At 75.4% G+C, this 11759-nt stretch carries 11 protein-coding genes and 1 pseudogene; 2 read left to right on the forward strand and 10 right to left on the reverse strand.

Translation table 11 applies throughout. The features are described from left to right. The 6 genes and pseudogenes from ADY01_RS39315 to ADY01_RS25245 form a co-directional block, all read right to left on the reverse strand. Positions 1–244 (reverse strand): annotated as a pseudogene (locus ADY01_RS39315) (hypothetical protein); the annotation flags it as partial. Between the two features lie 96 nt (positions 245–340). After that, complete coding sequence (locus ADY01_RS25225) at positions 341–853, reverse strand: SigE family RNA polymerase sigma factor (RefSeq protein ID WP_049578103.1); 513 nt, start codon at positions 851–853, stop codon at positions 341–343. A gap of 137 nt (positions 854–990) precedes the next feature. Further along, a complete protein-coding gene (locus tag ADY01_RS25230; RefSeq protein WP_234320406.1) occupies positions 991–1824 on the reverse strand; it encodes a DeoR/GlpR family DNA-binding transcription regulator in 834 nt (277 codons plus the stop codon). A gap of 23 nt (positions 1825–1847) precedes the next feature. Further along, complete coding sequence (gene pdxA / locus ADY01_RS25235) at positions 1848–2900, reverse strand: 4-hydroxythreonine-4-phosphate dehydrogenase PdxA (RefSeq protein WP_049578105.1); 1053 nt, start codon at positions 2898–2900, stop codon at positions 1848–1850. Further along, a complete protein-coding gene (locus ADY01_RS25240; protein ID WP_063784349.1) occupies positions 2897–4297 on the reverse strand; it encodes a four-carbon acid sugar kinase family protein in 1401 nt (466 codons plus the stop codon). The genes pdxA and ADY01_RS25240 overlap by 4 nt, the downstream gene beginning before the upstream one ends. A 10-nt stretch (positions 4298–4307) precedes the next feature. After that, positions 4308–5822: a GntP family permease gene (locus ADY01_RS25245; protein ID WP_049578107.1), complete on the reverse strand. Its 1515-nt coding sequence runs from the start codon at positions 5820–5822 to the stop codon at positions 4308–4310. 233 nt (positions 5823–6055) lie between these two features. On the opposite strand from ADY01_RS25245, the gene ADY01_RS25250 reads away from it, so the two are divergent. After that, positions 6056–7174 carry a sensor histidine kinase gene (locus tag ADY01_RS25250; protein WP_049578108.1) on the forward strand — a complete coding sequence of 373 codons (1119 nt, stop codon included), beginning with the start codon at positions 6056–6058 and terminating at the stop codon, positions 7172–7174. Between the two features lie 30 nt (positions 7175–7204). Here ADY01_RS25250 and ADY01_RS25255 read toward each other — a convergent pair whose 3' ends face one another. Together ADY01_RS25255 and ADY01_RS25260 are read right to left on the reverse strand one after the other, a co-directional pair. Further along, complete coding sequence (locus ADY01_RS25255) at positions 7205–7768, reverse strand: hypothetical protein (protein WP_049578110.1); 564 nt, start codon at positions 7766–7768, stop codon at positions 7205–7207. Between the two features lie 67 nt (positions 7769–7835). Beyond that, positions 7836–8831 carry an alpha/beta hydrolase gene (locus tag ADY01_RS25260; protein WP_053171192.1) on the reverse strand — a complete coding sequence of 332 codons (996 nt, stop codon included), beginning with the start codon at positions 8829–8831 and terminating at the stop codon, positions 7836–7838. Positions 8832–9156: 325 nt separating this feature from the next. Here ADY01_RS25260 and ADY01_RS25265 point away from each other — a divergent pair, with 325 nt between their 5' ends. Continuing rightward, on the forward strand, positions 9157–9693 hold the full coding sequence (locus ADY01_RS25265; RefSeq protein WP_159001411.1) for a hypothetical protein: 537 nt from the start codon (positions 9157–9159) through the stop codon (positions 9691–9693). Positions 9694–9859: 166 nt separating this feature from the next. On the opposite strand, the gene ADY01_RS25270 is transcribed toward ADY01_RS25265, so the two are convergent. Continuing rightward, positions 9860–10864, reverse strand: a complete 1005-nt coding sequence (locus ADY01_RS25270; protein ID WP_049578114.1) for an aldo/keto reductase family protein — start codon at positions 10862–10864, stop codon at positions 9860–9862. A gap of 102 nt (positions 10865–10966) precedes the next feature. Further along, positions 10967–11596, reverse strand: a complete 630-nt coding sequence (locus ADY01_RS25275) for a hypothetical protein (RefSeq protein ID WP_049578116.1) — start codon at positions 11594–11596, stop codon at positions 10967–10969. Positions 11597–11759: the final 163 nt, after the last annotated feature.

An 11759-nucleotide genomic window follows, 5' to 3' on the forward strand; every position in this document is an offset into this window, starting at 1 on the left:
GGGCCGGGGTCGTGGTGGGCGGGCCGGAGGGGGGCGCGGCGGCGTCGGACAGGCCGCCGACGGCCAGCGCGCCGCCGACCGCGGCGAGGGCGCAGGCGAGCGCGGCCCCGGCCCAACGCGCCCGCCGCAGCCGCCTCTTGCGGCGGCCCCGCGCCACCCCGCCGGCGATCAGGGCGGGGATGTCGGACCTGACCTCCATGGCCGTGGTCCGCATCGCCTCGGTCAGCCTGTCGTGCGCGGTCATCACTCATCACCGTCCTTCGTCCGCGTGCCCGGCACGCGCCACCTCGGGTCCCGTCGCATCGGGTCCTGCCGCCTCGGGGCCTGCCGCATCGGGGCCTCAGCGCGGGACGAGGTCACCGAACTCCTCGCCCAGCACGGCCCGTAGTCGCGTCAGCGCCCGCATGCTCCGGTTGCGGACCGCGCCGAGGCTCAGCCGCAGCGCCGCCGCCGTCGCCTCCACGCTGAGGTCCTCCCAGTAGCGCAGCACCAGCACCGCCCGGTCCTCGGGCCGGAGTTGGGCCAGCCCGTCGAGCAGCGCGAGGCGGACCACCGGATCCCCGTCCGTGACGGCGGCGTCCGGGAGCTCGGCCGTCGGCCGCTCGCCGCTGCTGCGCCGACGCCGGTGGTCGAAGAAGGTCCGGGCCAGCACCGTCTGCGCGTACGCCACCGGGTTCTCCGCCCGGCGCACGCGCCGCCAGGAGACGTACAGCCGGCCGAGCGTCTCCTGCACCAGGTCCTCGGCGAGGTGCCGGTCCCCGCTGAGCAGGTAGGCGGTCCGCAGCAGCGGCTCGGTCCTGCCCCTGGCGAACTCCAGGAACTCCCGGTCGCTCTCCCCGTTCTCGGCCCCCATGCGGTACCGGCCCCTCTCTCCACAGCCCCACACCCCTACGACGGGGCGAGGGCCCGGCCACGTCACACCACTCCCCCGGCGTTACCCGAACGTCATGTTCGGGACCCGTGAGGGGTCGAGCCGGTCGGGAGGCGGCTTCAGGGTGCGGTCGGGCCGGGCCCGTCCCCGCCCGGGCCGCCCTGGCCGGGGACGCGGGGGTCCGTGCGAGGGGCGCGGACGAGGTGGACGGCGGCGGCGGCGCACCGGGCTTCGAGGTCGGGCGGCGCCCCCTCGTCGGTGACCAGGGTCCAGCCGCCGCCGAAACGGGTCCAGGCGGGCGCGTCGGCCACCGCGAGCTTGGTGGCGTCGGCGAGCACGACGACGCTTCGGGCGCGGGCCGCGATCCGCTCCTTGACCGCCGTCTCCTCAAGCGTCGGCTCGCCGATGCCGCGCGCCGGGTCCACGGCGTCGGCGCCGAGGAACGCCACCTCGAACGAGAGGCGTTCCAGGGCGAGTTCGGTGAGCGGGCCGACGAGGCCGTGGCTGAGCGGGCGGACCAGGCCGCCGAGGACGACGACGTCGCGGGCGGTGGCGCCCGCGAGTTCGACCGCCGTCTCCAGGCCCCGGGTGACGACCGGCCCGGAGCCGTCGTCGCCGAGGTGGCGGGCGAGCGCCGCGCAGGTCGTGCCCGCGTCCACGAACACCGCTCCGGTCCGGGGCAGTAACTCCCGTGCCGCGGCGGCGATGTCGGCCTTGGCCCGCCGGTGCAGCAGGGCGCTCTCGGCGACCGGGCGCTCCTGGAACGCCTCGGGGACGACCGCGCCCCCGTAGGTCCTGGCGACCTTCCGGTCGCCGGAGAGGCGCCCGAGGTCGCGGCGCACCGTCGAGGGCGAGACGCCGAGCGCGGCGGCCAGGTGATCGACCCGCGTCATCCCGTCGCGCAGCAGCCGCAGCAGCGCCTCGTGCCGCTCGCGCGTCCCGCGCCTGGCCACGCCCGCCGTGCGCCCCGCCCCGGTCAACGGCCCGTGCCCGGGGCGTAGGCGTCGCGGATCAGCGGGACCGACGGGCTGTAGTCGACGGCGGCGCGGTAGGCGGAGAGCATGGTGCCGTGGTCGGCGCGGCCGGTGCCCGCGATGTCGAACGCGGTGCCGTGGTCCACGGAGGTCCGCAGGATCGGCAGGCCCACGGTGACGGAGATGGTGCCGTCGAAGTCGTAGGTCTTGGCGGGGATGTGCCCCTGGTCGTGGAAGTGGGACAGCACCCCGTCGTAGCGGCCGGTGAGGCCCTGGTGGAACACGGAGTCGGCCGGGACGGGCCCGGTGACGTCGAGGCCCTCGGCGCGGGCGTCCTCGCAGGCCGGGCCGATGTGGACGATCTCCTCGTCGCCGAACGCGCCGCCCTCGCCGCCGTGCGGGTTGATGGCGGCGACGGCCAGCCGTGGCCGCTCGACGCCGAAGACCCGCAGGGCCGTCGCCGCCTCGCGGATGGAACGCCCCACGCTCTCCCGGGTGATCTGGTCGAGGGCCGTGCGCAGCGCGACATGGCGGGTGGTGAAGAAGATCCGCAGGTGGTGGCCCTCCACGGCGGTGTTGCGGACCACGAACATGGTGTCCTGGCGGGTGACCCCGGTCAGCTCCCCGAGCATCTCGGTGTGCCCGAGGTGCTTCGAACCGGCCTGCCAGATCGCCTCCTTGTTGATGGGGCCCGTGACGACGCCGGAGACCGCGCCGTCGAGCGCCGCGCGGGTGGCGGCCTCGATGGCGGCGACGGCGGCCCGGCCCGCGCGGGCGTCGACGGTGCCGAAGGCGGGCAGGTCGGTGCCGAGCACGCCGGTGTCCAGCACGTCGATGGTGCCGGGGCCCGGCGGCTCGGTCGCGAAGTCGGTGATCACGCGGACCGCGGCGTCGACCCCGGCGGCCCGCGCGCCGCGGCGCAACGCCTCCGCGTCGCCGACGGCCACGCCGTGGTGGCCGTCCTCGCCGCTCACGGCGGCGAGGGTGCGGGCGGTGATCTCGGGGCCGATGCCGGCGGGGTCGCCGAGGGTGACGGCCAGGACGGGGCGGGTCATGCGTTCCTCCGGGAGGGGTCGTGCTCGGGGCGGGTGGTCGGGGCGTGGCCGTTGCCGGACGGGGCCCGGCCGTGGGCCGTGGGGACCTGGCGGTGGGCGGCGGTGGCCATCCGCGCGAGGTGGTCCAGGCAGGTCAGGGTGGTGCCGGAGTCGCCGACGAGGCCGCCCTTGGTGACGACGGGCAGCCCAGCGAAGGGGCCGCCGACGACCGTGCCCGCCACGGCCAGCGGCACGATCTCCTCCTCGATGGCGACCCCGGTGACGCCGAGTTCGGCCAGGAGCGCGGCGGCGACGTCTCCCCCGGTGGCGAAGAGGCCGTCCACACGGTGGCGGTCGAGGGCGCGGCGCACCGTGGTGGCCAGGGCCACCGGCAGCCGCGCCGCGGCCTCCGGGGTGAGCTCGACGACATCCGCGCCGTCCATGACGGTCGCCAGCAGCACCGTGGTTCCCGGCGCGGCGCCGGCGAGGGCCGCGCCGAGGGCGGCGGCGGTCGGGCCGGGGTCGGGGACGGCGCCCGAGGGGTCCTCGGGCACGGGGCGGACGACGTGGACGGTTCGCTCGGCGGTGAGCCGGGCGAGCTGGTCACGGGTGAGGCGGGTGGTGGAGCCGGACACCGCGAGCAGGGGGGCGCCGCCGGGGCGCGCGGCGAGGCCGAGGGCGTCGGCGAGGGCGACGGATCCGGGTCCGGGGTCGACGGCGACCCACTCGACGCCGTCGCCGCCCGCGGCCACGGCCGCCTCGGCGGAACGGGCCAGGTGGTCCGTTGTCAGCGCGTCGGCGATCAGCACGTCGGCGCCCTCGGCGAGGTGACGGGCGATCCCGGCGCGCAGCGCGGCCGGGTCGCCGGTGACCGCGGACAGCGGCAGCACGGCCGTCGCCAGCTCGGGCGCCTGGGCGGCGAGCAGCGCGGCGATGTCGGAGGTGGGCACCGGGGAGCGCGGGTCGTGCGCCAGCTCCGTCTCCTCCAGGCGCACGCCGTCGAGGAGTTGCCTGCCCTGGACCGTGTGCCGTCCCGCGCCGGGGTGCGCGGGGGCGCACAGCGCCACGGCGCGGCGCCCGGAGCGGTCGCGCACGGCGCGCAGGGCGGCGGCCGTGGTGGCGCCCACATTGCCGCGGAGGGTGGAGTCGATCCGGTTGCAGACCAGGGCCGCGGGCCCGCCCGCGGCGATGGCCGCTGTGACGTGGGCGGCGGCCTCGGCGGGCGGGCTGTGGCGGCTGTCGGTGCAGACGACCACGGCGTCGAACCGGGCGGTGAAGTCGGCCAGCGCCTCGCCGCCGCACCCGGGCCCCGCGGTGACGGCCCGCAGCCCGGCGCGGGCGAACCCGGCGGCGGTCGCGTTGGCCCCGGTGAGGTCGTCGGCGACGACCAGCACACCGGTGCGGGGTGCGGCGTTCATGGGACCACTCTCACAGGAACAGGCTTCCGACCAGGAGCAGCGGCAGCGAACCGAGCCACACCGCCGTGGTCATGCCCGACCAGCCGCGGATGGCGGCCGTGCCGTCCAGGCCGGTGAAGCGGGTGACGACCCAGAAGTAGGAGTCGTTGAAGTAGCTCATGACCATGGAACCGGCGCAGCAGGCGAGGGCGGCCATGAGCGCGGACAGGCCCAGGCCGTCGAGCAGGGGCGCCGTGACGGACGCGGCGGTGATCATCGCGACGGTGCCCGAGCCCTGGGCGACGCGCACGAGGCTGGCGACGAGGAAGGGCACGAGGACCGCGGGGAGGTTCCAGGAGGAGATCGCCTCGGCCAGTTCGTCCCCGACGCCGGTGGCCCGCAGCACCGCCCCGAAGGCGCCGCCCGCTCCGGTGATGAGGATGATCAGCCCGGCGGACGAGGCGGCCTGCGCGAGCCAGCCGCTGACCTGCTGCCGGCTGGTCCACCGGGGCAGCAGCAGGTAGACGGCGAGGACCATGCCGACGATCAGCGCGATGATCGGGTCGCCGACGAAGCTCAGGAGCTCCGCGGTGCGGGACGGCTCGTAGTCCTCGCCGCCCAGGGCGCCCTGCCGGTCCTGGTCGATGGCGGTGGCCGCGGTGTTGGCGACGATCAGGAGCAGCGGGACCACCAGCGGCAGGAACGCGAGGAACGCGGGCACGCGGTGCGGCCGGGCGCCCTCGGGCGGCGGGCCGAGGGCGGCGGCGGGGTCCTCGTCGGGCCCCTCGTCCGGGTCGCCGTCCGCGGCGGCAGCCACGGGGGCGCCCGCGGCCTCGCCCGCGGCGCCGCCTACGGGGGCGGCCGGGGCGCCGCCGGAGGAGGAGACGGCGACCGGGCCGTAGACCTGCTCCCTCACCTCGGCCGACACGTGGGCCTCCAGCCGGGGCCCGATCCAGCGGGCGTAGAAGACGACGATGGGCAGCAGGAGCACGGAGTACACCAGCCCGGCCACCAGCAGTCCGCCGAGGTCGGCGCCGAGGATGCCCGCCACCCCGAGCGGTCCGGGGGTGGGCGGGACGAGGTGGTGGGTCAGCGTCATCCCGCAGCCGAGGGCGAGGGCGAGGGTCACATAGCCGGCGCGCTTGCGGCGGGCTATCGAACGGGCCAGGGGGTTCATGATCACGTAGCCCGAGTCGCAGAAGACCGGGACGGAGACCACGGCCCCCGAGCCCGCCATCGCCCACGCCTCCCGGCCCTTGCCGAACGCGCGGACGAACGTTCTGGCGAGGGTGTCGGCCGCCCCGGAGACCTCCAGGATCTTGCCGATGCCGACTCCGAGGCCGATGACGATGCCGATGGACTGCATCGTGTCCCCGAACCCGGCCGCTATGGAGTCCACGATCTCGGCGGCGGGCGCGCCCGCGACGAATCCGGTGACCAGGGCGGCCAGGAGCAGGGCGACGAACGCGTCGAGGCGGGTGCGCAGTACGACCACGATGATCGTCGCGATCCCGAGAACGAGAGCCGCAAGTAGCTGGAGATCCACGCTGATCCTCCTGTCCTTGGTGGCGAACGGATGCCGAACGGATGGCGAACGCGGGCCATGATGCCCCCAAGGAGTTGCGCGGAACAAGCATCGTGCACGACCTAATTGATCGAATCGCGCAACTTGCTCGCGCCTCGACCAAAGTCGCCACCTTCCCGTCCCGTGTCGTCCCAAGGTCTCGACTTCCGCCACGGCCCGTCCCGGCAGCCGACGTTGACCGTAGATTCGGGGCCATGGGACGACGCACCGGGCGGGACTGGCTCGCCGATGTCAGCCTCTTCCTCTTCGCGGTGGGCTTCTCCGTGCTCAGCGAGGACCCCGTGCTGCGCGGCGAGAACCTCTCGGGCGGCGCGCTGTTCCTGGACGTCGGGATCGGCGCCCTGGCCTGCGTGTCGGTGTTCTTGCGGCGGCGCTGGCCGGTTCACCTGGCGGTGGTGCTGCTGCTGGCCGGGACGGAGTCCCACTTCGTGACCGGCGGCGCGCTGGTGGCGGTGTTCACGGTGGCCGCGCACCGCGGGCCGCGCGTGACCGCCTGGGTCTCGGCGCTCGCGCTGTCCCCCGTTCCGGTCTTCCTCGCGCAGAGCCCGGATCCCGAGGACCCGGGCACCGAGTCGGCGATCGTGTACTTCACCCTGATCGCCTGCACCATCGGCTGGGGCCTGTTCGTGCGCTCGCGCCGCCAGCTCATCGCCTCGCTCCACGACCGCGCGGGGCGGGCCGCGGCCGAGGCGCGGCGGCAGGCCAGGGAGGACATCGCGCGCGAGATGCACGACGTGCTGGCGCACCGGCTGTCGCTGCTGAGCGTGCACGCGGGGGGACTGGAGTTCAACCCGAAGGCCCCCGCGGCGGAGATCCAGCAGGCGGCGGGCGTGATCCGGGAGAGCGCGCACCAGGCGCTCGAAGACCTGCGGGAGATCATCGGCGTGCTGCGGACCCCGGACGACGGCGATCGGCCGGCGCCGGTCCTCGCGGACCTGGACCGGCTGGCGGAGGAGTCCCGCACGGCGGGCATGCGGGTCGCGCTGCACCAGCGCGTGAGGGATCCGGGGGCGGCGCCGCGGGTGGCGGGGCGGACCGTCTACCGCGTGGTGCAGGAGGGGCTGACCAACGCGCGCAAGCACGCGCCGGACGCGCCGGTGACGGTGACGGTCAGGGGAGGGCCGGGAAACGGGCTCAGCGTCGAGGTGCGGAACCGGGCGCCCTCGCCGTCGGGCGGCCCCGAGCCGGTGATACCGGGCGCCGGTCTCGGCCTGATCGGCCTGCGGGAGCGCGCCTCCCTGGCGGGCGGCCACATCGAGCACGGGCGGACCGCCGACGATTTCCGGCTGGCCGCCTGGCTGCCCTGGCCCTGAACGCGCCACCCGCCGCGACGGCCCCGGGGCTCAGGCCGCCTTGTCGCTCCACCGGGGCGCGATGGCGGCCCATTCGCGTTCCCAGCGGGCCGCGCGGCGGGCGTTCAGGTGGGCCCGGACGCCGCCGCGGAGGGCCATGGTCACGAGGCAGATCGCGGTCGCCGTCGAGCCGCCGATGAGGGCGCCGCCCGCCCACGCCTCGACGGGCCCCGCGGGCGCGTCCCGGAGGGTGCCGCGTTCGTCCTGCCAGACGGTCACGCGCGCGCCCTGCCCCGAGCCGAACGCCACGGGCGCCGCCCCGACGCGGAGGGCGCCGTCGGGCGTCCGCCACCGCACCGCCGTGAGGCCGCGCCCGCCGGACCCCACGATGCCGGGGACCGGCGCGGCCTCGACCACCTCGGCCGTGGTCCTCCGCAGGGTCTCGCCCTCGCGCAGCGTCGCCTCGGCCGAGCCGACCGCCACGACCGTCCCGGCCACGGGCGCGCCCACGCCCATCACCAGCCCCGCCGCGAGGCAGACCCACGCCTCCGCCCGATCGGAGCCCCGGCGCAACGGATTGCGCCGCCACCGCCACAACCGCACCCTGTTCGCCATTGCCTCGTCCCCTTCGGCTTCGGCGCGCACCTTTCCTCGAACGAGTACCCCGCAATCGTGCGCCTGTTCAGCCCGACGCGGAACAGTTCTCCTCGGGCCCGGTCGTGCCCGGCGCCCAGCGGGCGCCGACCGAGTCGGCGAGCAAGGGCAGGGAGCAGGCGAACTCCCGCTCCCAGTAAGGCCATTCGTGCTCGCCGGGGCCGTAGAGGCTGGCCGTGACGTCGAGCCCCCGCTCCCTGGCCCGTTCGACATAGGCCGCGGCCATCTCGCCGAACTGCTCCTCCAGTTCGCTGTGCGCCGCGTCCGCCGGGTCGAGCGGACCCGGGGCGCCGTTCCCGCTGGAGACGTAGACGGGGAAGCCCGCCGGGAGGTCGCCCACCAGCGCGTACGGGTTGTGCTCGGCCCAGACGTCGGCCTGCTGCACCGGGTCGCCCCACAGCGCCAGCGGGTCGAGGCCGTGGTCCTCCAGGCGTGCCATCACCGCGGGGGCGTCGGCCTGGGTGTCGAGCCTGCCGCTGTAGGAGGCGGCGGCCCGGAAGAAGCCGGGGAAGCGGGCGGCGTAGCCCAGGGCTCCCGTGCCGCCCATCGAGGCGCCGGCCACGGCACGTCGCCCGCCCGCGCCGACCTCCGCGGCCAGCAGTTCCGGCAGCTCGCCCAGGTGGAACGTCTCCCAGGCCGGGGCGCCGCCCAGGCCCCCGTTCCACCAGTCGCTGTAGTAGCCGACGGCCCCGGCCTCGGGCATCACGATCAGGGCCTCGGTCCCCGCGGTGATCGCCGCCACGTCGGTGGAGGCGGTCCAGTCGGACCAGCCCCGGTCCGCGTTGCAGCAGCCGTGCAGCAGGTAGATCACCGGCCAGGTCCGGCCGGGGTGCTCGTCGTGGCCCGGCGGCAGCAGGATCCGCGTCGTCACCCGGGCGTTCAGGGCCGGCGAGTCGATGGTGAGGTCGAGGACGCGCTCGCCGGTGCGCTCGCGCGTCACCACGGTGGCACCCCCCGCGGGGGCGGCGGCCACGGCGGGCTGTCCGGCGAGCAGCAGCAGGACGGCCAGCAGTCCTGACAGCACGGCGAAACGGGCACGGGGGGAGGTACCACGCGGGAGAGGCATCTCTTCTGGGTGCCCCCGCCTCGCCCACCCATGCCGTCGCGTGCCCGGAGTCGCCCGAATGTGCCGCCCGGCGCCCGTTCGATGACCGGATTCCGCTTGTGGGTGGGCACGCGGCGTCCTGTGCCCGTTCCGTGTGGAGGGCCCGGCGCGTGCAACCACCGCGCGCCGCGGGCGGTCACAGCAGACGCACCCGCATACCCGTTCATCTGTGATTCACCTGCGAGGCACCATGCGTCATCACCGCCGCGCCGCGGCCACCGCCGTTGCGGCTGCCCTCTCCTCCGTGTCCCTTTTGGCCGCCGGGCCCGCCTGGGCCGCGGCCGACCCGTCGGGCGGCACCATCCGGCCCGGTGGGGACATCGCCGACGAGAACTGCGAGGAGTTCTCCTCGCTCGGCCCGCTCGACATCGAACTGACCGGCATCCCGGACCCGGTGGTGGCGGGCGAGTGGGCGGAGTTCACCTACCGCATCACCAATACGTACGACTACCCGGTGGATCACCTCTACACGTTCGTCGCACTGGGCGCGTACGACACCATCGACGGCGCGGACATCGCCACGCGCGGCCAGTGGTTCGTGAGGGGGGCCTGGCGGGACCTGGACCGCGCGGACGACACCGACGAGTACTTCGGGCGGACGGGTGCCCTGGCCCCGGGCGAGTCCGCCGAGGCCAGGATGCGGGTCACGGTCGACGCGAGCGCCCCGGAACGGGCCCTGGGCACCGCCGGGATGATGGGCACCTTCGCCGACGACGCCACCGGCGTCTGCGAGAGCACGGTGACCGACATGGAGTTCGACGTCGCCGCCGAACTCTCCTGACCACCGCGCTTCCGGCCGTCCCCCGTGGACGGCCCCGCCGGGGGGCGGGGTCGTCCACAGCAGGGCAGGCGCTCCGGGCGTCGGGGGGTCGGCCGGAGTGAGCGCCCGGCGCGCGCTCGGCGGCGCGCGGGAGCCGCGTTCGCCTCAGGGGCGCTCGGGGAACGCCTCAGGGGCGCTTCAGCGGCGTGGAGCCCGGGACCAGGGAGGCGTCGGTCACCGCGACCTCGGCCGTGATCTCCTCGATCCGCTCCAGCAGCGACGCGTCCAGCGTCACGCCCGCCGCCTTCACGTTCTCCGCGACCTGTTCGGGCCGGGTGGCGCCGACGATGGCCGAGGAGACGTTCGGGTTCTGGAGGACCCAGGCGATGGCCAGCTGCGCCAGGCTCAGCCCGGCCTCCTCGGCGAGGGGCCGCAGCTTCTGAACGGCTTCGAGCACCTCGTCGCGCATGAAGCGGCTGATCATGTTCGCGCCGCCCTTGTCGTCCGTGGCGCGCGAGCCGGCGGGCGGCGCCTGGCCGGGGACGTACTTGCCGGTCAGCACGCCCTGGGCGATCGGCGACCAGACGATCTGGCCGATGCCGAGCTCCTCCGAGGCGGGAACGACGTCCCGCTCGATGATCCGCCACAGGATCGAGTACTGCGGCTGGCTGGAGACCAGCGGGATCCTCAGCTCGCGGGCGAGGGCGTGCGCCCTGCGGATCTGGTCGGCGCTCCACTCCGAGACACCGATGTAGTGGGCCTTGCCCGAGTGGACCACGTCGGCGAACGCCTCCATGGTCTCCTCAAGCGGGGTGAAGCGGTCGAATCGGTGCGCCTGGTACAGATCGACATAATCCGTCTGAAGCCGACGCAGCGAGTTGTCGATGGACTCCCGGATGTGCTTCCGCGAGAGCCCGCGGTCGTTCCTGCCGGGGCCGGTGGGCCAGAAGACCTTGGTGAATATCTCCAGGCCCTCCCGGCGCTCACCCTTGAGCGCCCGGCCGAGCACGGACTCGGCGCGGGTCTCGGCGTAGACGTCGGCGGTGTCGAACGTGGTGATGCCCGCGTCCAGCGCCGCCCGTACGCATGACAGCGCGGCGTCCTCCTCCACCTGCGAGCCGTGGGTGAGCCAGTTCCCGTAGGAGATTTCACTGATCAGCAGGCCGCTGCGGCCAAGATAACGATGCTCCATGAAGATCAGACCCTACGCCCATTTCAGTGAATGTCATCGCCCGGTCCGCCTCGCCGCCCCGCGCCGTGAACGGTCCCGTGAACCGCGACGTGAACGGCGCGCTCAGCCGACGGCGGGGCGGGCGACGTCCCCGGTGAGGGCGCGGACCAGCCGGATCAGGGCCGCGACCAGGATGAACGGCGCCATCAGCCCGTTCGCCAGCAGGAGCCATCCCATGACGGTGGTGAGGTCGAGCAGGGTGTGGTCGAGGGAGACGTCCTCGACGTGGTAGCCGAAGCTCATTCCCCAGGCCCACCCGAGGTTCAGCGCCACCGCGGCGACCCACACCAGCCAGAAGACGGCGGTGGCGGCGGCGAAGAACCGGGCGTCGGCCTCGGTCTGCCGGTGGAGGCGGCCCCGCAGGTAGTGGAGCCAGGGCATGCCCGCGATCACGAGCAGGGTCACGGGAACGCGCCAGGGATCCTCGAACGCCCAGGTGGTCAGCCCGTCGCGGCGCGGGTCCTGGTGGGCGAGGACATCGGCCCGCACGGCGGGGGTCAGCACCAGCAGCACCGCCATGGGCACCAGCCCGAACAGGGCGAACAGGGGGCGGCCCAGCCCGTTGTTCTGCACCCAGGGGGCGACCCAGATCCGGCGCCGCGGATCGGGCCGCAGGTGGAGCGGGCCGGTGGATCCCGCGGAGTCGGCGTAGGGCGAGAGGGCCGGGGGCGCGGGTCCGGGCGCCGGGGCCACGGCGGTCGCGACGGCGGTGGGCGCCCGGACGGCGGGCTCGGCGGGGCCCGGGGGATGGGTGGGGTTGGGGGGGGGGGCGGGGGCCGCGGGGGCGGGGGGGGGCGCGGGGGGGGGTGGGGGGGGGAGGGGCGCTGGGGGGGGGGGGGGGGGGGCGGGGGGGGGG

The organism is Streptomyces sp. SBT349 (assembly GCF_001083795.1).
GTDB lineage: Bacteria > Actinomycetota > Actinomycetes > Streptomycetales > Streptomycetaceae > Streptomyces.